Annotated in this window: 17 protein-coding genes; 10 read left to right on the top strand and 7 right to left on the bottom strand. The window is 69.9% G+C overall.

The window, feature by feature from the left end; genetic code table 11:
- Positions 1–17: 17 nt before the first annotated feature.
- Complete coding sequence (locus ACSQ2H_RS01940) at positions 18–626, top strand: thioredoxin family protein (RefSeq protein WP_436059792.1); 609 nt, start codon at positions 18–20, stop codon at positions 624–626.
- Between the two features lie 4 nt (positions 627–630).
- Here ACSQ2H_RS01940 and ACSQ2H_RS01945 read toward each other — a convergent pair whose 3' ends face one another.
- Positions 631–1,068, bottom strand: a complete 438-nt coding sequence (locus tag ACSQ2H_RS01945) for a hypothetical protein (protein ID WP_436059793.1) — start codon at positions 1,066–1,068, stop codon at positions 631–633.
- Positions 1,069–1,166: 98 nt separating this feature from the next.
- Here ACSQ2H_RS01945 and pgi point away from each other — a divergent pair, with 98 nt between their 5' ends.
- From pgi to hisG, 8 genes are all read left to right on the top strand, one after another.
- The gene (gene pgi, locus ACSQ2H_RS01950) at positions 1,167–2,783 is read left to right on the top strand and encodes a glucose-6-phosphate isomerase (protein ID WP_436059794.1); all 1,617 of its coding nucleotides are present in this window, start codon (positions 1,167–1,169) and stop codon (positions 2,781–2,783) included.
- 24 nt (positions 2,784–2,807) lie between these two features.
- On the top strand, positions 2,808–3,662 hold the full coding sequence (locus ACSQ2H_RS01955) for an SDR family NAD(P)-dependent oxidoreductase (RefSeq protein WP_436059795.1): 855 nt from the start codon (positions 2,808–2,810) through the stop codon (positions 3,660–3,662).
- 78 nt (positions 3,663–3,740) lie between these two features.
- Complete coding sequence (locus ACSQ2H_RS01960; protein WP_436059796.1) at positions 3,741–4,097, top strand: ArsR/SmtB family transcription factor; 357 nt, start codon at positions 3,741–3,743, stop codon at positions 4,095–4,097.
- Entirely contained in the window at positions 4,084–4,554 is a 471-nt protein-coding gene (locus tag ACSQ2H_RS01965) for an SRPBCC family protein (protein ID WP_436059797.1), read from the top strand. The genes ACSQ2H_RS01960 and ACSQ2H_RS01965 overlap by 14 nt, the downstream gene beginning before the upstream one ends.
- Positions 4,551–5,201, top strand: a complete 651-nt coding sequence (locus ACSQ2H_RS01970) for a glutathione S-transferase family protein (RefSeq protein WP_436059798.1) — start codon at positions 4,551–4,553, stop codon at positions 5,199–5,201. Before ACSQ2H_RS01965 ends, ACSQ2H_RS01970 begins: the two co-directional genes overlap by 4 nt.
- A 290-nt stretch (positions 5,202–5,491) precedes the next feature.
- Positions 5,492–6,961, top strand: a complete 1,470-nt coding sequence (gene hisS / locus ACSQ2H_RS01975; RefSeq protein WP_436059799.1) for a histidine--tRNA ligase — start codon at positions 5,492–5,494, stop codon at positions 6,959–6,961.
- A complete protein-coding gene (locus tag ACSQ2H_RS01980; RefSeq protein ID WP_436059800.1) occupies positions 6,958–8,091 on the top strand; it encodes an ATP phosphoribosyltransferase regulatory subunit in 1,134 nt (377 codons plus the stop codon). The genes hisS and ACSQ2H_RS01980 overlap by 4 nt, the downstream gene beginning before the upstream one ends.
- Positions 8,088–9,038 carry an ATP phosphoribosyltransferase gene (gene hisG / locus ACSQ2H_RS01985; RefSeq protein ID WP_436059801.1) on the top strand — a complete coding sequence of 317 codons (951 nt, stop codon included), beginning with the start codon at positions 8,088–8,090 and terminating at the stop codon, positions 9,036–9,038. The genes ACSQ2H_RS01980 and hisG overlap by 4 nt, the downstream gene beginning before the upstream one ends.
- Positions 9,039–9,395: 357 nt before the next feature.
- On the opposite strand, the gene ACSQ2H_RS01990 is transcribed toward hisG, so the two are convergent.
- The 6 genes from ACSQ2H_RS01990 to ACSQ2H_RS02015 form a co-directional block, all read right to left on the bottom strand.
- Positions 9,396–11,441 (bottom strand): M13 family metallopeptidase, encoded by a 2,046-nt coding sequence (locus ACSQ2H_RS01990; protein WP_436059802.1) that lies wholly within the window; start codon positions 11,439–11,441, stop codon positions 9,396–9,398.
- Between the two features lie 121 nt (positions 11,442–11,562).
- Positions 11,563–13,152 carry an AMP-binding protein gene (locus tag ACSQ2H_RS01995; RefSeq protein WP_436059803.1) on the bottom strand — a complete coding sequence of 530 codons (1,590 nt, stop codon included), beginning with the start codon at positions 13,150–13,152 and terminating at the stop codon, positions 11,563–11,565.
- A gap of 102 nt (positions 13,153–13,254) precedes the next feature.
- Entirely contained in the window at positions 13,255–13,752 is a 498-nt protein-coding gene (locus tag ACSQ2H_RS02000; RefSeq protein ID WP_436059804.1) for a copper chaperone PCu(A)C, read from the bottom strand.
- Between the two features lie 11 nt (positions 13,753–13,763).
- Positions 13,764–14,231: a YcnI family copper-binding membrane protein gene (locus tag ACSQ2H_RS02005; RefSeq protein ID WP_436059805.1), complete on the bottom strand. Its 468-nt coding sequence runs from the start codon at positions 14,229–14,231 to the stop codon at positions 13,764–13,766.
- Between the two features lie 152 nt (positions 14,232–14,383).
- Positions 14,384–16,450, bottom strand: a complete 2,067-nt coding sequence (locus ACSQ2H_RS02010) for a TonB-dependent receptor family protein (protein ID WP_436059806.1) — start codon at positions 16,448–16,450, stop codon at positions 14,384–14,386.
- Between the two features lie 67 nt (positions 16,451–16,517).
- Positions 16,518–16,910 carry a DUF2946 family protein gene (locus ACSQ2H_RS02015; protein WP_436059807.1) on the bottom strand — a complete coding sequence of 131 codons (393 nt, stop codon included), beginning with the start codon at positions 16,908–16,910 and terminating at the stop codon, positions 16,518–16,520.
- A gap of 84 nt (positions 16,911–16,994) precedes the next feature.
- Here ACSQ2H_RS02015 and ACSQ2H_RS02020 point away from each other — a divergent pair, with 84 nt between their 5' ends.
- Positions 16,995–18,797, top strand: a complete 1,803-nt coding sequence (locus ACSQ2H_RS02020) for a cation:proton antiporter domain-containing protein (RefSeq protein WP_436059808.1) — start codon at positions 16,995–16,997, stop codon at positions 18,795–18,797.
- Positions 18,798–19,235: the final 438 nt, after the last annotated feature.

The following is a 19,235-nucleotide window of genomic DNA, read 5'->3' on the forward strand; positions in this document are numbered from 1 at the left end:
CCCCCCAGGAGGCGCCCATGCTCAGCCGTTCGATTCTCTTCGCCGCCGCCATCGCCCTGGCGGCGCCGGCCGCCTACGCCGCGCCGGTCGTCGGTCAGGCCGCCCCGGCCTTCACCGTCAAGGACGCCGCCGGCAAGACCCGCTCGCTGGCCGAGTTCAAGGGCAAGACCGTGGTCATGGAATGGACCAACGACGGCTGCCCCTACGTCCAGAAGCACTACAAGTCCGGGAACATGCAGGGCCTGCAGAAGGGCGCGGCCAAGGACGGCGTCGTCTGGCTGACCCTGATCTCGTCGGCGCCCGGCAAGCAGGGCTATGTCGAGGGCGCGCAGGCCAAGGGCTGGAAGGCGACCAACAGCGCCGGCTCGACGGCCCTGCTGCTCGACCCCTCCGGTCAGGTCGGCCGCGCCTACGAGGCCAAGACCACGCCGCACATGTACATCGTCGATAAGACCGGCAAGCTCGCCTACATGGGCGGCATCGACGACAAGCCGACCGCCGATCCGGCCAGCCTCAAGGGCGCCAAGAACTACGTGACGGCGGCGTTGTCGGACATCAAGGCCGGCCGCGCAGTGTCGACGGCGGTCAGCAAGCCCTACGGCTGCACGATCAAGTACTCGGAATAGCCGCCTAGACCGGCGCCTGCGGCGGCGCGGTGATCACCTCGACATTGTCGTTGAGCAGATAGCCCATGTCGGCGATCGCCATGTCGCGGTCCGCGCCGCTCTTGGCCTCCTCGAGCGCCTTGAGCTTCAGCGGCAGGTCCTCGGAGATGCCGCGCAGGATGCACTTCAGGTCGCCGTCCAGATTGCGCTCGGCGAGGATCCGGTGGGCCTGCATGTCGAGCGCGGCTAGCTCGCCGACCTTGGTCTTGAACCCCGCGCCGATCGGGGCGCTGGTGCCCTTGAACGCCTCGACCTCGGCCTTCAGCGCGCCGGCCCGCTGCACGATGTCGGCGAACAAAGGCTCGATGGCGGCCGCCGGCGGCGGCGTCGCGGCGGCGCCGGCTCCAGCCGGGGCGGCGGCGAGCCAGAGAGCCGAAAGCATGGCGGCGGCGCTGCAGGACATCGGGCGGGACCTTCCTCGAATCGCCCAAGACAGGCCGGGCGCCTTTTGCTAACGGCGATACCGTAAACGCCCCGCTACCATCTCAAGAAGGGTACCGCATGACCGACCTCGCCGCCGCCTGGACCACGCTGGAAACCGCCGCCCAGACCGCCCGCGAGCGTCGCATCGCCGACCTGTTCAAAGCCGAACCCGATCGCCTGGACCGCCTCAGCGTCGAGACGCCGGAACTGCTGCTCGACCTCTCCAAGCAGCCCTGGTCGCTGGTCGAGGCCGACGCCGCGCTCGCGCTGGCCCACGCCGGCGGGATCGAGGCGGCGCGCGATCGCCAGTTCGCCGGCGAGGCGGTGAATCCCTCCGAGGATCGGGCCGCCCTGCACATGGCGCTGCGCGCGGCCAAGGGGGCGGCCTTCGCAGCCAAGGGCGAGGCGGTCTCGGCCGAGGTCGACGCCACCCGCGAGGCGATGGCCGCCATCGCCCGCGCCGTCCGCTCGGGCGAGAAGCGCGGCGCGACCGGCCGGCCCTTCAGCGCCATCGTTCACATCGGCATCGGCGGCTCCGACTTCGGCCCGCGCCTGGTCTGGGAAGCGCTGCGGCCGCTTTCGCCGCAGATCGAGCTGCGCTTCGCGGCCAATGTCGATCCGGCCGACATGGCCCTGGCGCTCGACGGGCTCGACCCGGCCCGCACCCTGGTCGTCGTCGTCTCCAAGACCTTCACCACCCAGGAGACCATCGCCAACGCCACGGTCGCCCGCGCCTGGCTGCGCGCGGCGCTCGGTCAGGCCGGCGACGCCCACCTGCTCGCCGTCTCGGCCGCGCCCGCCGTGGCCCAGGCCTTCGGCGTCCCGGCCGACCAGATCTTCGGCTTCCGCGACTGGGTCGGCGGCCGCTACTCGGTGTGGTCGGCGGTCGGGCTGTCGTGCGTCATCGCGCTCGGCCCCGACGCGTTCGAGGAGCTACTGGCCGGCGCGCGGTCTATGGACGACCACTTCCGCAGCGCGCCGCTGGAGGCCAACGCGCCGGTGCTGCTGGCCCTGGCCCACATCTTCAACCGCAACGGCCTTGGCCGCTCGATCCGAGCCGTCGTGCCCTACGCCCAGCGCCTGCGGCTGCTGCCCAACTTCCTCCAGCAGCTGGAGATGGAATCCAACGGCAAACAGGCCGGGATCGACGGCAAGCCGGTCGCCCGCGCCACCGCCGCGGCGGTGTTCGGGGACGCCGGCACCAACGTCCAGCACGCCTTCTTCCAGCTGATGCACCAGGGGACGGACATCATCCCGCTGGACATCATCGCCGTCGCCCGGGCGAGCGAGGGAGAGCCGTCGAACCAGACCAAGCTGCTGGCCAACGCCGTCGCCCAGGCAGAGGCGCTGATGGTCGGCAAGCCGGAAAGCGAGGTCCGCACCGAACTGGCCGCCCAGGGCATGGCCCCGGCCGCCATCGACGTGCTGGCGCCGCAGAAGACCTTCCACGGGAACCGGCCCTCCAGCTTCATCCTGCTGGACCGTCTGACGCCGCGGGCGCTCGGCGCGCTGATCGCGCTCTACGAGCACAAGACCTTCGTCGAAGGCGTGCTCTGGCGGATCAACAGCTTCGACCAGTGGGGCGTGGAGCTGGGCAAGACGCTGGCCACCCGCATCCTCGGCGAACTGGAAGGCGGCGCGCGCGGCGCGCATGATCCGTCCACCGAGCGGCTGGTGAGCCGGCTCAAGGCCTAAGAAACAAAACGAGGGGAGGCCCGTATGCGTGACCTGACTGGAAAGACCGCCTTTATCACCGGCGGGGCCAGCGGCCTTGGCCTGGCCATGGCCCACGCCTTCGGCGGCGCCGGGATGAACGTCATGCTGGCCGACATCGAGGAGGCGCCGCTGAAGGCCGCCGTCGCCGATCTCGAAGCCCGCCAGGTGCGCACCGGCAGCGTCATCTGCGACGTCGGCGACCGCGCCGCGGTGGTCGCCGCGGCCCAGGCGACGGTGGACGCCTTCGGCAAGGTGCATGTGGTCTGCAACAACGCCGGGGTCGGCGCCGGCGGCCCGATCGGCGAGGTGAAGCCCGCCGACTGGGATTGGATCGTCGCGGTCAACCTGATGGGCGTGGTCTACGGCATGGAGGCTTTCCTGCCGCATGTCCGCGCGCACGGGGAGGGCGGCTGCTTCGTCAACACCGCCTCGATGGCCGGGATGATCTCGGTGCCGGGCATGGAGCCCTACACCGCCACCAAGTACGCCGTGGTCGGCATGTCCGAGGGCTGGGCCGGCCAGCTGGCGCCCGAGAACATCAACGTCGCCGTGCTCTGCCCCGGCTTCGTGAAGACCAAGATCAACCAGTCGGCCCGCACGCGGCAGGCGCAGTATGGCGGGCCTGTCCCCAACAATCCGGTGGTCGGTCAGTCCAACGTCGACAACGGCATCGATCCGGAGTTCGTCGGTCGCCGGGTGCTTGAGGCCGTCCAGAACGACGAGCGCTACATCTTCACCCATCCGGACATGCGCGGCCTGGTGCAGGGCCGTTTCGCCCGGATCATGGCCGGCTTCGACGCCGCCGACGCCAGTCCGGCGCTGGACGGCCTGGAGTACGCCACCCCCACGCTCGGCTAGTCCGCATCAAGGGCGCCTTCCGGGGCTTTCGATTCACGCCTTGCATTTAACCGATGAGTTAATTAACTTGTCAGTTAAATGAAAACGACATCCGACCCGCTCAGCACCACCTTCCAGGCCCTGGCCGATCCGACCCGGCGCGCGATCCTGGCGCGCCTCGCCTTGGGCGAGGCCTCCGTCTCCGATCTCGCCGAGCCGTTCGAGATCAGCCTGCCGGCGGTCTCGCGCCACCTGAAGGTGCTCGAACAGGCCGGCCTCGTCTCACGGACGCGCGAAGCCCAATGGCGGCCCTGTCAGTTGAATGCGGGACCGCTCAAGCAGGCCGCCGGCTGGATCGACCATTACCGCCGGTTCTGGGACGCCAGCTTCGAGCGGATGGACGAGTACCTCGCCGAGCTCCAGGCCAAGGAGGCACAGGACAATGACCGCGACTGACGCCACAGTCCTTCAGGACGACGAACTGCTGATCGAGCGCATCTTCGACGCGCCGCCGAACCTGGTCTTCAAGGTCTGGACCACGCCCGAACACCTGATGCGCTGGTGGGGGCCCAAGGACTTCACCACAGTCGCGTTCGACCAGGACTTCCGGGTCGGCGGCGGCTACCGCGCCGGCATCCGTGAGGCGTCGGGGGCCGAGCACTGGATGGCCGGGACCTACAGCGAGATCGTCGACGGCGAGAAGATCGTCATGAGCTTCCGCTGGGAGGACGGCGCCTTCGACGTCGACAACACCATCACGGTCACGTTCGCCCGCCTGGCCGGCGGACGCACCCTGTTCCGCTTCCATCAGGCGCCCTTCGCCACGGTCGAAGCTCGCGATTCCCACACCGGCGGCTGGAGTTCACTGGTCGACAAGCTGGTCGCCTATCTCGCCACGGAGGATGCACGATGATCGAGGTTTCCGCCTTCAAGTGGGTTCCGCCCTTCGCCCGCGGCCTGGTCCGCGACCTGCGCGTCCGCTGGGCGCTGGAGGAGGCCGGCGTGCCCTACTGCGCCCGGCTGATCGACTTCGACGACCGCGAGACCGCCGCCTATCGGGCGCTGCAGCCGTTCGGCCAGGTCCCCGCCTATCACGACGGCGAGCTGTCGATGTTCGAGAGCGGGGCGATCGTCCTGCACATCGCCGCCCGTTCTCCGGCCCTGATGCCCGCCGATGCGGACGGTCAGGCCCGGGCGACCACCTGGCTGTTCGCCGCCCTAAACTCGATCGAGCCGCCGATCCAGAACCTGGCCGAGCTCGACCTCTTCAACGCCGACCAGGAGTGGGCCCGTCTGCGGCGGCCCGCGGTCGAGGCCTTCGTGCGCCAGCGGCTGGGCGAGCTCGCCGCCAATCTGGGCGACAAGGACTATCTGGAGGCGGACGGCTTCACGGCCGGCGACCTGATGATGGTCACGGTGCTGCGCAACCTGCGCCACACCGACATCCTGGCGGCGTTCCCAAACCTGGTCGCCTATCAGGGCCGCTGCGAAGCGCGGCCGGCCTTCCAGACGGCGCTGGCGGCCCAACTGGGCGACTTCGTCGAGCTGGAACCGGCCTGAGCCGTCCGGACTCGCCATCTTCACACTTTGCGTCTAAGACCCGGGTCGCAATGACCCGGGTTTCGCACCATCACGGCCATCACCATCCGACCGCACGCGCGGGATCGGCCTGGGATCGCATGGCCTAAAAGCGACCCCGCCCGAGCCTCCCGCACCAGCGGATGGGGCTCAGGGCATCCCAGCTCCATCCGTCGAACATCTCCTTCCAAAGGACCCGACGAATGGACATCTCCACTTCCCAAACCCAGCCGCGCCTTGCCGCGCGCGCTGCGACCCGCTAGGCGAGCGCCATGACCGACGCTCCCCGCCCCGAGGCCCGCGCCCCGCGCGGATTCAACGACCGCCGCGCCCGTGACCTGGCCGCTGAGCGCCAGATCCTGGCCAAGGTCTCCGCCGTCTACGAACGCTACGGCTTCGAGGCCTTCGACACCGGGGCCTTCGAGTACGCCGACGCCCTGGGCAAGTTCCTGCCCGACGCCGACCGTCCGAACGAGGGCGTCTTCGCCCTCCAGGACGACGACGAGCAGTGGATGGCCCTGCGCTACGACCTGACCGCGCCGCTGGCGCGGTTCGTGGCCGAGACCAAGGAAGGCCTGCCCAAGCCGTTCCGCCGCTACGCCTTCGGTCCGGTCTGGCGCAACGAGAAGCCCGGCCCCGGCCGCTTCCGCGAATTCATCCAGTGCGACGCCGACACCGTCGGCTCGGCCCGGCCCGAAGCCGACGCCGAGATCATCGCCATGGCGGTCGAGGGCCTGGAGGCCGCCGGCCTGCCGGCCGGCTCGGCGGTCATCAAGATCAACAACCGCAAGCTCCTCAACGGCCTGCTGACCACGGCCGGCGTCCAGAACGACGTCCAGAAGCTGGCGGTGCTGCGCGCCGTCGACAAGCTCGACCGTCTGGGGCCGGAGGGCGTCCGTCTGCTGCTGGGCGAAGGCCGCAAGGACGAGTCCGGCGACTTCACCAAGGGCGCCGGCCTGAACGCCGCCGGCGCTGAAGCGGTGCTGGCCTTCGTCGGCGCGGGCCTGAGCGGCCGCGCCGAGACCCTCGACCAGATCGCCAACATCATCGGCGGTTCGGCCGAGGGCGACGCCGGCCTCGCCGAACTTGCCGCCATCGACAAGGCGCTGACCAGCCTCGGCGTCGGCGTCGAGCGGGCCGCCTTCGATCCCTCGATCGTGCGCGGCCTGGAGTACTACACCGGTGCGGTGTTCGAGGCTGAACTCCTGCTCAAGACCAAGGACGAGAAGGGCCGCGGCATCCGCTTCGGCTCGATCGGCGGCGGCGGACGCTACGACGACCTCGTCGCCCGCTTCACCGGCGAGCAGGTGCCGGCGACTGGCTTCTCGTTCGGCGTCTCGCGCCTGGTCTCGGCGCTGCGCGCCGCCGGCCGCGATCTCGGCGACGCCGTCCGCGGTCCGGTGGTGGTCATCGCCTTCACCCCCGACGACATGGCCCACTACTTCTCGGTGGTCGGCGAGCTGCGCAGCGCCGGCATCCCGGCCGAGGTCTATCTCGGCTCGGCCGGCATGAAGGCCCAGATGAAGTACGCCGACCGCCGCATGGCGCCGGCCGCGATCATGCTGGGCGGCGACGAGATCGCCGCCGGCAAGGTCACTATCAAGGATCTCGACCTCGGCCGCGCGCTGTCCTCGGGCGTCGCCGACAACGCCGAGTGGCGCGAGCAGCGTCCGGGCCAGCAGACCATCGACCGTTCCGACCTGGTCGCGGCGGTGCGCAAGATCATCGAGGCCGGCCAGTGAGCGCCGAACCCGCCGTTCCCGCCGAGCCGCTGGCCGCGATCCGCGCGCCGTTCCTCGACCAGGCCGCCGAGGTCGTCGATGCGCCGATCCTGCAGCCGCTCGGCCTGTTGCTCGAGCTGGCCGGCGAGGCCATGCGCCCGCGGCTGTTCGTCGTGCAGTCGGAGGGCGGGCAGGAGACCTGCCTGCGTCCCGACTTCACTGTCCCGGTGGTGCGCCAGCACCTCGAAAGCGGCCGCTCCTCCGGCCGCTATTTTTATGAGGGCAAGGCGTTCCGCGCCTCGCCCGAGCCTGGACGCCCCGACGAGTTCCGCCAGATCGGCCTGGAAAGCTTCGACGGCGTCGAGGCTTCGGTGGTTCAGGCCGACGCCGAGATCGCGGCCCTGGCCTGGCGTTCGGCCCTGGCCGGCGGGCGCAGCGATCTCTCGCTGTGGCTCGGCGACATCGCGCTCTTCGCCGCCTTCGTCGACACCCTGGGCCTGGCCGCGCCGCTGGCCGCGCGCGTGAAGCGGGTCGCCGCCCGCCCGCGGCTGCTGGCCGCCGAGCTCGCCCGCGCCGAACGCGCCGCAGAGGCCCCGGCCGACGACGGCAAGCTGGCCGGCCTGCTGTCGGGTCTGTCGGAAGCCGAGGCCGCCACCGTGCTGGAAGAGGTCTGGGCCCTGGCCGGGATCGATCCGGTCGGCGGCCGCGGCCCGGCCGAGATCGCCCAGCGGCTGATCCGCCGCGCCCAGGCGGCCCAGGCCCCGGCCCTGACCGGCGACCAGGCTGACCGCATTCGCCGCTTCCTGGCCATCGAGGACGCGCCGTCTGCGGCGTTCGACGCGGTGGCCGACATCGCCGGCAAGGGCGCGCTCGACGCCCAGCTGGCCGCCTGGGCTGAACGGCTGGCGCTTCTGCACGCCGCGGGCGTGCCGACTGAGGCGATCCGCTTCTCCACCGCCCTCGGCCACGCCTTCGACTATTACGACGGCCTGACCTTCGAGATCCGCTCGGCCGCGCTCGACCCCGAGCGCAGCATCGCCGTCGGCGGGCGCTATGACAGCCTGCCCTCGCGGTTGGGCGGAACGGCCGACGTGCGGGCCGTGGGATGCGTGGTCCGGCCCTGGCGGGCCTGGGCGGGAGGCGAGTCGTGAGCGAACCCCTTATCCTCGCCGTCCCGTCGAAGGGCCGCCTGAAGGAACAGGTCGAGGCCTGGCTCGGCGATTGCGGACTGAAACTGTCCGTGGCCGGCGGATCGCGCGGCTACATGGCCGAGCTCAAGGGCGTGCCCGGCATCCAGGTGCGGCTGCTGTCGGCCGGCGACATCGCCGAGGCGCTGGATCTCGGCGAGGTTCATCTGGGCGTCACTGGCGAGGACCTGCTGCGCGAGCGCGGCGGCGACGTCGACGCCCGGGTGCTGCTGCTGCGCGCGCTCGGCTTCGGCCGCGCCGACCTGGTCGTCGCCGTGCCCAAGAGCTGGATCGACGTCGAGACCATGGCCGACCTCGAGGAAGTGGGCCACGACCTGCTCGCCCGCTCGGGACGGCGCATGCGGGTGGCGACCAAGTACCTGGTCCAGACCCGCGCCTTCTTCGCGCGGCACGGCGTCGCTGACTACCGGATCACCGAATCCGGCGGCGCGACCGAAGGAGCGCCGGCGGCGGGCTCGGCCGAACTGGTGGTCGACATCACCACGACGGGCGCGACCCTGGTCGCCAACGGCCTGAAGGTGCTCGGCGATGGGGTGATCCTCAAGAGCCAGGCCCATCTGACCGCGTCGCTGCGAGCATCCTGGAGCCAAGATCAACTTGCGGCGGCCGAGCGGCTGCTGCGGGTGATCGAGGCGCGCGCCGCCGCCCACGACAGCGCCACCCTGATCTGGCCATCCGATCCGCGAGAGACCCCCGTGGTCGAAGCTCTCGTGCAAAGCGGCGCCAGCCGTCGCCCGAACGGCTTGCTGGTTCCGGCCGGCAAAGTGGCGGAGGCCTCGCTGGCGCTGGCCGGGGCCGGAATCGGCCCGGTCACCGCGTCGCGTCCGGACTTCGTCTATGACGTGGGTTGTGCGTCGAGCGACGAACTACGCAGGCGGGTGCAGTTTTGACGATACCGTCAAAAAGAATCCCGCAAATCACCCAAAAAGTCCCGCTCGCGCAAATCTGATCGATATTTCGCGGGGACTTCGATTTCGGCGCATTGACTCGGGTCAGAAATTACCGTTTTCTCAGTCCTGCGAGAGACATGACGGCCACCAAGTCCGACAGTCTCCGGCGTTTCGGGGAGGAAACGCCCGCTCTATAAGAGCGACTGCTCAAAATAAGGCCCGCTGCGATTATCCCCCGCAGCGGGCCAAATTTTTGCCCGACGAAACTTTTGACTCAAATGTCAAAAATGCCGAGGCCCAAAGAAAAGGCGGCGTCCCGCGGGGAGCGCCGCCCTTCCAGGTCGAACTAGGCGCGGCCTACCAGATCCGCACCCGGTCGCCCGGCGACAGATACATGCCGTCGCCCTGCTTCACACCGAACGCCTCGTAGAACGCGTCGATGTTCTTCACCGGCACGTCGACGCGGTACTTCGGCGGCGAGTGCGGGTCCGAGACCAGCTGCTGGCGCATCATGTCGTCACGGTACTTGCCGCGCCACACCTGCGCCCAGCCGAGGAACACGCGCTGGTCGCCGCTCACGCCTTCGAGCACCGGCGAGGGCTGGCCGTTCAGCGACAGCCGATAGGCGTCCAGCGCCACCAGCAGCCCGCCCAGGTCGGCGATGTTCTCGCCCATGGTCAGCTCGCCGTTGATATGCGCGCCGGGCAGCACCTCGACCGCAGAGTACTGGGCGCCGAACTTCTTGGCCTGGGCGTCGAACTTGGCGGCGTCCTCGGCCGTCCACCAGTCGGTCAGCTTGCCGTCGCCGTCCGACTTGCGGCCCTGGTCGTCGAAGCCGTGGGTGATCTCGTGGCCGATCACGCCGCCGATGGCGCCGTAGTTCACCGCCGGGTCGCCGTCAGGATCGAAGAACGGCGGCTGCAGGATCGCGGCCGGGAAGGCGATCTCGTTCTTGGTCGACAGGTAGTAGGCGTTGATGGTGGCCGGGGTCATCAGCCACTCGTCCTTGTCGACCGGACCGCCCAGGCGCGCGACACGGTAGTCCCAGTCGAAGGCGCTGGCCCGCTTGACGTTGCCGTAGAGGTCGCCGTCCTTGACCTCCAGAGCCGAGTAGTCGCGCCACTTGTCCGGATAGCCGATCTTGGCGCCGAACTTCGACAGCTTCTCCAGGGCCTTGGCCTTGGTGTCGGGGCCCATCCACTCGAGCTTCTCGATGCGGCCCTTCATGGCGATTTTGACGTTGGCGACCAGCGTCTCCATCTTCGCCTTGCTCTCCGGCGGGAAGTAGGCCGCGACATAGAGCTTGCCCAGCGGGTCGCCGACATTGTTGTCGGTCGCCGCCACCGCGCGCTTCCAGCGCGGACGCTGCTCGGGCTGGCCCGACAGAGTCTTGTTGCGGAACTCGAAGCTGGCCTGGACGAAGTCCTTGGACAGGTACGGCGCGGCCTGGTCGACCAGGTGGAACGCCGACCACGCCTTCAGCGTCTCCATCGACGTGTCGGCGAAGATCTTGGCGATCTTCGGGAAGGCGGTGTTCTGGGCGACGATCACCCGGTCGACCTGCCCAAGCTTGGCGCCCTTCAGGTACGCGGCCCAGTCGAAGCCCGGGGCGTACTTCGCAAGCTCGGCGACGGTGTAGGGGTTGTAGGTCTTGTCGTCGTCGCGGCTCTCGGCCCGGGTCCACGAGGCCTCGGCGATCTGCGTCTCCAGGGCGACGATCGCCGCGGCGTGCTCGGCGGGCTTGTCCCAGCCGGCCAGGCTCAGCTGCTTGGCGACGTAGGCCTGGTAGGCGGCCTTCTGGGTCTTGAAGCGGTCGGCCAGGTAATAGTCGCGGTCGGGCATGCCCAGGCCGCCCTGGTTCACATAGACCGTGTACCGATCAGGCGCCTTGGCGTCGTCGTGGATGTAGGTGCCGAAGAACGCGCCGCCGAACTGGCGCATGGTCGCGCCCATAAGTTCGGAGAGCTCGGCCTTGGTCTTGATCTTGCGGATGACGGCCAGGTCGCCGGCCAGCGGCTTGGCGCCCAGGGCCTCGACCGCGGCCTCGTCCATGTAGCTGCGGTAGAAGGCGCCGACCTGGGCTTCCCCGCCGGTCGCGGCGGTGTTGCCGGCCGCCTTCTCGGCGACCGCGCGCATGCGCTGCTGCGACAGGTCCTGCAGGGCGTCGAAGGCGCCGAAGCGCGAACGGTCGGCGGGGATCTCGAGCTTCTTCAGGTACGTGCCGTTGGCGTACTCGAAGAAGTCGTGCGACGGCGCGACCGAGGTGTCGCGGCCGGCCATGTCAAAGCCCCAGGGGCCCATCCGGGGCGCCTTGGAAAGGTCGGGCAGGTTGTCCGCCAGCGCCGGGGCCGAAACGCAAAGAAGGGCCGCAGCGGAAGCCGCGCCCAGCCACAGGGTCTTCATCGGTGATTTCGAGCCTTGTCTTGCAAAGAGGGCGCGACCGTGGACCGGCCGCGCCCTCTGAAGCACGTTACTTTTTTGTTACGTTAGGCGTCCGTCGCCAGGGCGGCGATCGCCTGAGCTTTCAGCGCCTTGTAGTCCAGCTTGCCGTTCGGGGCGCGGGCCGGGCCAGCACCAGCTCGCGCGGGGCCTTGTAGTCGGCCAGCAGGCCCTTCACGTGGGCCGACAGGTCGGCCAGGGTCGGCAGGTTGTCGCCGCCGAAGTCCACGATCGCGCCGATACGCTCGCCGAAGCGCGGGTCGGGCAGGCCGACCACGGCCGCGTCGCGCACGCCCGGGAAGCGCTTCAGGGCTTCCTCGACCTCTTCCGGGAAGACCTTCTCGCCGCCGGTGTTGATCACCTGCGAGCCGCGGCCCAGCAGGGTGATCGAGCCGTCCGCCTCGACGGTCGCCCAGTCGCCCGGGACGCTCCAGCGGCGGTCTTCGAAGGTGCGGAAGGTCTTGGCCGACTTTTCCTCGTCCTTGTAGTAGCCGATCGGCGTGTGGCCGCCGACGGCGACCAGGCCGCGCACGCCCGAGCCGGCCTCGACCCGCACGCCGTCCTCGGTGAACACCGCCGCGTTGGGGCCGGTCACGAACTTGGCGGTGCCGGTGGCCTGGCCCGCGCCCGAGGTCGAGGACGCCAGGCCGAGGGCTTCGGACGAACCGAGGCTGTCCATCAGCATCACGTTCGGCAGGTGCTTGAGCAGGCCCTGCTTGTTCTCCAGGCCCCACATCGCGCCCGACGAGGCGATGCGCTTCAGTGACGGCATGGCCCAGCGGCCCGGATTGGCGTCCAGGGTCTCCAGCATCGGCGCGGCGAAGGCCGGGCCGACGATGATCAGGCCGGAGGCTTCCAGGCGCTCGACTTCGTCGAACAGCACCGCCGGGTCGAACTTGCGGCCGGTCAGGGTGGCGACGGCGCCGCCGCCGATCAGGGTGCCGAACGAGATGAACTGGCCGGTGGCGTGCATCAGCGGGGCGACCGGGATGGTGATGTTCAGCGGCGCGCCCGAGGCGTCGACCGCCTTGGCCCGCTGGCCAGCTTCCGCGACGGTTTCCAGCGGACCCAGGCCCAGCAGCAGGTTGGCCCCGCCGCCCAGCGCCTTGAACAGGTCCTCCTGGCGCCACATCACGCCCTTGGGCATGCCGGTGGTGCCGCCGGTGTACATGATCAGCAGGTCGTCGGCGGTGCGGCCCCAGGGGGCTTCGAAGCGGTCGGCGCCGCCGGCGACGATGGCGTCGTAGTCCGCCGCCCATTCGGGGACCGGATGGCCGGCTTCCGGCACGGCGATCCAGATCTTCACCTTGGGCAGGCGGCCGCGCACCTTGTCGGCCATCTCGGCGAACGAGGCGTGGAACACCACGGCCTCTGCGTCGGCGTTGTCGAACAGGTAGGTCAGTTCGTCGCCGCCGTAGCGATAGTTGGTGTTGAACGGCGCCAGGCCGGCCTTGAAGGCGGCGTAGTAGCTCTCGAGATACTCCGGCCCATTATAGAGATAGGCCGCAACCTTCGACTGCTGCGAAAGGCCGGCGTCGACCATGGCCTTGGCCAGGGCGTTGGCGCGGCGGTCGAATTCACGCCAGCTCAGGCGGCGCTCGCCATGGATGAGGGCGGGGCGGTTGGGGGTCGCGTCGGCGACGGACTCCCAGAGGTTGGCGTAATTCCAAACCAAGGACGATCCTCCATTCTTAAAATATGGAGGGCATAGACGACGCGGGGGGCGGCGCTGTCAACGCCGCCCATTGGTCATCGCGCGGCCTTGCTGCGTAACGGCTCAGTGATGCTGGTGAGCGTCGGCCGCGGGCGTCTTGGCTGGAGCCGCGCCCGGGGCGCCGGCGGCGACCTGGAACTCGACTTTCAACTTCGCGCCGCTCTTGAACACCAGGGTCGCGGGGACCTTGTCGCCGAGCTTGGTCGCCTTGGTCAGGCCCAGGAACATCACGTGATAGCCGCCCGGGGCGAAGGCCACCTGCTTGCCGGGCGGAATGGCGACGCCGGCGTCCTGGCGCTCCATCTTCATCACGCCGCCGGCGGTCGAGGTGCGGTGCACCTCGGTCTTGCGCGCGGCGGCGGTCTCGACCGCGACCAGCGTGTCGGCGGCCGCGCCGCGGTTGACGATGGTCAGGAAGCCGCCGCCGTTGCCGTTGGCCGCCGCCGGCCGGCTCCACGGATCGACGACTTCGAGCGTCCCGAGGCGGTAGCTCGCCGCCTGGGCGGCGGTGGAGAGGGTCAGGGCCGCGGCGGCCGCGGCGATGATCGCAAGGTGTCGCATGGGGGCGTCCTCTAGTGCTGATGGGTTTCGGCCGCAGCGGCCTTGGGCGTGACGACGAGCGCGGGCGCCGGGTGGCTGGCCCGCTCGCCCGGCGCGGGGATCTCCGTCCATTGGCTCTCGTCGGCGCCGCAGGACTGCACGGTCGGGAAATAGAGCGTCGCGGGCTGGTCGGGCAGTTTGAACAGCACCGCGAACTCGTCGAACTGGTCGGCCGGCAGCTCGCCGCGCCAGGTGACGGCGGCGACCTTGCCGTCCTGGCGCTCGATCTCCAGCGTCCAGCCCGGCTTGGGCTGCGGCCGGGCCGAGGCCATCTCGGCGGGGATCTCGATCCGCAGCGCCGTGGTCGCCGCTTCGCCGCAGCCATGCCCGACCCGGAAGACGACCGCCTGATAGGCGCCGGCGCTTGCGCGGCCCGGATCGGCCGCCACATGCGCGGCGGCGGTCGAGGGCAGGGCGGCGATCAGCGCCGCGCTCAACATCGTCGCGACTTTCCTCCCCTGCGTAGCGGGGGAGGGGGACCGCCCGAAGGGGGGTGGAGGGGGCGAGCCGCCTGCGCCGAGCCCGGTCGCGCCCCCTCCACCGGCTGCGCCGGTCCCCCTCCCCCATGCATGGGGGAGGAAGTCGAGAATCCTCAGAACGCCCACGTCACGCCTCCGAACACCGAGCGGCCTTCGCCGGGAAAGAACACCGCCTTGGAGACGCTCGGCAGCCGCGCGTCGGTGATGGCGCTGAAGTTCGAGACATAGCGCTCGTCGGCCAGGTTGCGCGCCTCGACGAAGATGTTGATCCCGTCCGGCCCGCGCCAGCCGCCGCCCAGCGACCAGACCGCATAGGACGGGGCCTTCATGGTGTTGGCGTAGTCGACATAGGTGTCGGTGATCGACCATTCGACCGAGGGGGCGATGAACCAACCGCTGGCATGATCGTAGCGCAGTTCGGCCCGGTAGAGATGCTCGGGCACGACCGGCAGACGGTTGTCGCCATAGACGCCGTCGCCGTCGAAGCGGAAGTCGGACCAGGCGTAGGTCTGGCGCAGCCGGACGCTTCCGACGCGCCAGTCGAGCCCTGCTTCCAGGCCCTGGTGGATCGTCGGCCCGGCGTTGAAGGTGGCGGCCGGGATGCTCGGCGACACCACGAAGTTCAGCAGCTCGTTCTCCAGTTCGGCCCGATAGAGGGCGACGTCCCAGGAAATGGCGCCTCGCCGGCCGCGGGTCCCGACCTCGGCGGTCCAGGCCTCCTGCGCCTTCAACGGTGCGAAGCCGACGAACGGTCCCGTCTGCACAAGGGCGCTGAAGTTCGGGGGCTCCACCGACTTGGTCAGGTTGGCGAAGGCCTGGGCGCCGTCCTCGGCCTGCCACAGCACGCCGATCCGCGGGGCGAACCACTCGTAGGTGATGTTGCGGTCGGCGCTGTGGTTCAGGTTGTTGCGGAACTGCCGGTTGGCCGAGCCGAGCGAGCCGCCGCCGACCAGCGCCAGCTGGTCGGTGACGAACACGCGCCCCTCGGCGAACACGTCCAGGGCGCGGGCGTTCTGGCGGCTGTCGGCCCGCTTCTCGCCCTTCGACGACTTCAGGTTCACCCATTGCAGCGCGTCGAGGTCGCCAAGCCTGGCCGAGGCGCCGACGAACAGGTCGGCCCGGCGGCCGCCCAGTTCGCCCTCGACGTCCAGCCGCCCGAAGGCGCCCCAGTTGCGGCTCTCCTGGTCGATGACCTGGAAGATCGGGTGGTCGAGGTCCTTCCAGCTTGCATAGACGCCGCCTTCGAACACGGCGTTGTCGTCGAGCCGCCAGCGGGTCTGCAGCGTGCCGCGGACGCTGCGCATGTTGCGCTGATACTCGTTGGCGAGGTTGCCGGCCGCGGCCTTGCGCGGTGTGTTCAGCGCTTGGTCCAGTTCGACGGCGCCGGGGATTTCCTGGTCGACATTGTGGCCCGACAGGATGAAGCGCAGCTCGCGGTCCTCGCCGAAGCTGCGGCCGATGTTCAGCGAGACGTGCTGGGCTGTCTGGTCGCTCTGCTCGCGCCAGCCGTTGGCCGAGATCGCGGTTGCGGCCGCGAACATGTCCCACTCGCCCCACTGGCGGGCGACCTCGCCGTGGCCGCGGATCGTGCGGTACGACCCGCCGTCCAGCCGCAGCATGTTCCGCGCGCCGGCGTCCTTGCCGGTCGGCGTCACCAGGTTGATCGCCCCGCCCAGCAGCGCGCCGCCGAAGCGCAGGGCGTTGCCGCCCTTGTAGACCTCGGTGAAGCGGGCGATCAGCGGGTCGATCTGCTGGAAGTCGCCATAGCCGTCGGCCTCGTTGAACGGCACGCCGTCCTGGGCCAGCAGCGTGCCGCGGTTGTGGTTGGGATTGCCGATCCCCGAGCCGCGGATCGAGAGCCTGGTGTCGTCGCCCCACTTCTTCTGGGCGTAGACGCCGGGCACGTCGCGCAGGGTTTCGGCCAGCCCCTGGGCGTAGCGATCGCGGTAGGCTTCGGCCGAGATGACCGCCACCGCGCCGGGGGTTTCGGACAGCCGGCGCCGCGCGTCGGCGACGACCGGCGGATCCTCGGGATCGGGATTGGCGGTGACGATCACCGCGTCGACCAGCGGCCCGGCCTCGTCGGCGTGGGCCAAGGCAGGCAGCGAAAGGGCAGGCAGCGAAAGGGCGGTGGCGGCGAGCAGCAGCGCGCGCGGCGAGGCGCGCAGGAAAGCGAACATGTCTGGTGGTGTCCCTGGACGTACGAGAAAGGCCGCAGGCGCGCGGGGCGCTGCGGTCGGCTTAGGCTCAGACGTTCAGGGAAGGGGGGCCTTGGCCGGGCGGGCGCGGCGGCGCGCGGGCGCGGGGCTGCAGGGTCGGCGCAGGCGCGGCGTGGCGCACGACGACGGCGGCGTAGGCGACCGGCGCGACCGCCAGTTCGGGGGTGACGACGACCGCCATGCTGGCGGCCAGGCAGTCGTGACAGGGCAGGCCGGCGAAGCCGCTTTTGCGCTCCTGGCCGTCGGCGCCGATGACCACCGTCTTGGCCCCGGTCTCGGTGCAGAGCTCGACGCGGACGGTGGAAAGCGATTCGGCGGCCATGGCCGCACCCGGCAGCAAAGCCTGCGCGAACAGGGCCAGCAGGGCCGCCAGGACCCCCAGGCTCGCCCGCGTCGCGCGCTTTTTTCGGCCGAAGTGCATGGGCGGGCGTCTTAAGGGCTGCCCGACGGGTTACGCAAGAGGCGTCGACACCCCATAGTGGCGCTCATCACAGAAGGAGCGCGCATGGAAGGTCACGTTTCGCCCGGCGAATATAAGGACGTCGTTCTCTTTCTCGCCACCGCCGGCGTGATCGTGCCTTTGTTCCGCCGCTGGCGGATCAGCCCTATCCTCGGCTTCCTCGGGGCGGGCGTCGTGCTTGGCCCTTTCGGCCTGGGCGCCCTTAGCGGCGCCTTCCCTTGGCTTAGCTACTTCACCATCGCCAATGCGGGCGAGATCGCCCAGCTCGCCGAGTTCGGCGTCGTCTTTCTGCTGTTCATGATCGGGCTGGAGCTGTCGTGGGAGCGTCTGCGGCTGATGCGGCGCTGGGTCTTCGGCATGGGCGCGCTGCAGGTGACGCTCTGCCTGGCGGCCATCGCGCTGGCCGGCATGACGCTCGGCCTCGACATCGCGCCGGCCGTGGCCATCGGCGCCGCCCTGGCGCTGTCCTCCACCGCCGTGGTCATGCAGATCCTGACCGAGCACAAGCGCCAGCACTCGCCGGCCGGCCGCGCGACCTTCTCGGTGCTGCTGTTCCAGGACCTGGCGGTGGCCCCGATCCTGGTCACCCTGGCGATCCTTGGCCGAGGCGGCGACGGCGAGGCGTTCTCGCCGCGGCTGCTGCTGGCCTTCGCGCCCGCCGCGCTGGGGGTGATGATCCTCGTCGCGTTCGGCCGGTTGCTGCTGCGCCCGATGCTCAAGTCCGTGGCCCGGGCCAAGAGCGAAGAGCTGTTCATGGCCGCCTGCCTGCTGGTGGTCATCGGCGCCGGGCTGGTCAGCGCGCTTACCGGCCTGTCGATGGCGCTGGGCGCCTTCATCGCCGGCCTGCTGCTGGCCGAGACCGAGTACCGGCACGAGGTCGAGGTCACCATCGAGCCGTTCAAGGGCCTGCTGCTCGGCCTCTTCTTCCTCTCCGTCGGCATCGGGCTGGACCTGTCGCTGCTGGCCGCCCAGCCCTGGGCGATCCTCGGCATGTCGGTGGGCGTCGTGGCGCTCAACGCCACGGTGGTGTTCGGGCTCGGACGGCTGTTCGGCCTGCCCTGGCGCGGGGCGCTCGAGGCCGGCCTGCTGCTCGCCGGCGGCGGCGAGTTCGCCTACGTCATCCTCTCGGCCGCGATGGGCGACGGCATCGTCCCGCGGCCGCTGGGTCAGATGGTGCTGGTCTCCTCGACCATCTCGATGATGTGCATCCCGCTGCTGGCCGCGCTGGGCCTGAAGCTGGGCGGCCGCAAGACCGGCGGCCAGGGGCTGTCGGCCGAGCCGGTCGCCCCGCCGGCCGCCGATCCGGCCGGGGCCGAAGCGCCCAAGGTGCTGGTCGTCGGCTATGGGCGGGTCGGCAAGCTGGTCGGCGACATGCTGCACCGGCACGACATCGCCTGGGTGGCGGCCGAGCGCGATCCCAAGCTGGTCGAGGCTGCGCGCCACGCGGGGGAGGCGATCTACTTCGGCGACGCCTCGCGCCAGGAGTTCCTGCGTCGCTGCGGGCTGGAGACCGCGCCGGCCCTGGTGGTGACCATGGATTCGCCCGAGGGCGTGGAGGCGATCGTCGCCACCGCGCGGGCCATGCGTCCCGACCTGACCATCGTCGCGCGGGCCCGCGACGCGCGCCAGGCCCAGCGGCTCTACGAGCTGGGCGCCACCGACGCGGTGCCCGAGACGGTTGAAGCTAGTTTACAATTGTCGGAGGCGGTTCTGGTTGAGATCGGTGTGCCAATGGGACTAATCATCGCATCGATCCACGAGCGGCGGGACGAGTTCCGCAAGGCGCTCAACCGGCCCGAGGCCCTGGGGGGAAGAGTCCGTCGCTACCGACGCGCGCAAGAAAACTGACGGCGCCGGCGGAACTAAGCCGTAGGGGGGACGTTGTCCGCTCGAACCGGAGACGGTATTCGCGTCTTAGGCGAAGGGGGAGTGACCAGTCAGACAATTGAGACCTTGCCTGGGGTACGCGGATGTTCGCGTGCCGAGCGGACTGGACGGTCCCGGTGAGTGCGCTCATAGTTCAAGAGAATCAACCGGCTTCAGTCGGATCGCGCGCGCGCTGGGTAGCGCGCCTGCATTTCCGAACTGAATCGGATAACGAGAATTCGGCGTCGCGGTGGAGCCCAGGGCACATCGTTGGCGACCGAACGAGGGACGTGTCCCTCGCCCCGAAGTTGATCGCCGAGGGGAAGAATGTGTAACGTCCTGGGGTTGGATTTGAGAGGCGCCACGAATTGGCGAAGGTGTTGCTCCGGCGACACTTTCGTAATGGTTGGCCCTTGATAT

The organism is Phenylobacterium sp. LjRoot97 (genome assembly GCF_964254345.1).
GTDB lineage: Bacteria > Pseudomonadota > Alphaproteobacteria > Caulobacterales > Caulobacteraceae > Phenylobacterium.

Excerpts from the sequence above, each read along its gene's own strand:
- ACSQ2H_RS01940 (WP_436059792.1), top strand. The coding sequence starts at position 18 with ATGCTCAGCCGTTCGATTCTCTTCGCCGCCGCCATCGCCCTGGCGGCG.
- ACSQ2H_RS01945 (WP_436059793.1), bottom strand. The coding sequence starts at position 1,068 with ATGTCCTGCAGCGCCGCCGCCATGCTTTCGGCTCTCTGGCTCGCCGCC.
- pgi (WP_436059794.1), top strand. The coding sequence starts at position 1,167 with ATGACCGACCTCGCCGCCGCCTGGACCACGCTGGAAACCGCCGCCCAG.
- ACSQ2H_RS01955 (WP_436059795.1), top strand. The coding sequence starts at position 2,808 with ATGCGTGACCTGACTGGAAAGACCGCCTTTATCACCGGCGGGGCCAGC.
- ACSQ2H_RS01960 (WP_436059796.1), top strand. The coding sequence starts at position 3,741 with ATGAAAACGACATCCGACCCGCTCAGCACCACCTTCCAGGCCCTGGCC.
- ACSQ2H_RS01965 (WP_436059797.1), top strand. The coding sequence starts at position 4,084 with ATGACCGCGACTGACGCCACAGTCCTTCAGGACGACGAACTGCTGATC.
- ACSQ2H_RS01970 (WP_436059798.1), top strand. The coding sequence starts at position 4,551 with ATGATCGAGGTTTCCGCCTTCAAGTGGGTTCCGCCCTTCGCCCGCGGC.
- hisS (WP_436059799.1), top strand. The coding sequence starts at position 5,492 with ATGACCGACGCTCCCCGCCCCGAGGCCCGCGCCCCGCGCGGATTCAAC.
- ACSQ2H_RS01990 (WP_436059802.1), bottom strand. The coding sequence starts at position 11,441 with ATGAAGACCCTGTGGCTGGGCGCGGCTTCCGCTGCGGCCCTTCTTTGC.
- ACSQ2H_RS02000 (WP_436059804.1), bottom strand. The coding sequence starts at position 13,752 with ATGCGACACCTTGCGATCATCGCCGCGGCCGCCGCGGCCCTGACCCTC.
- ACSQ2H_RS02005 (WP_436059805.1), bottom strand. The coding sequence starts at position 14,231 with ATGTTGAGCGCGGCGCTGATCGCCGCCCTGCCCTCGACCGCCGCCGCG.
- ACSQ2H_RS02010 (WP_436059806.1), bottom strand. The coding sequence starts at position 16,450 with ATGTTCGCTTTCCTGCGCGCCTCGCCGCGCGCGCTGCTGCTCGCCGCC.
- ACSQ2H_RS02015 (WP_436059807.1), bottom strand. The coding sequence starts at position 16,910 with ATGCACTTCGGCCGAAAAAAGCGCGCGACGCGGGCGAGCCTGGGGGTC.
- ACSQ2H_RS02020 (WP_436059808.1), top strand. The coding sequence starts at position 16,995 with ATGGAAGGTCACGTTTCGCCCGGCGAATATAAGGACGTCGTTCTCTTT.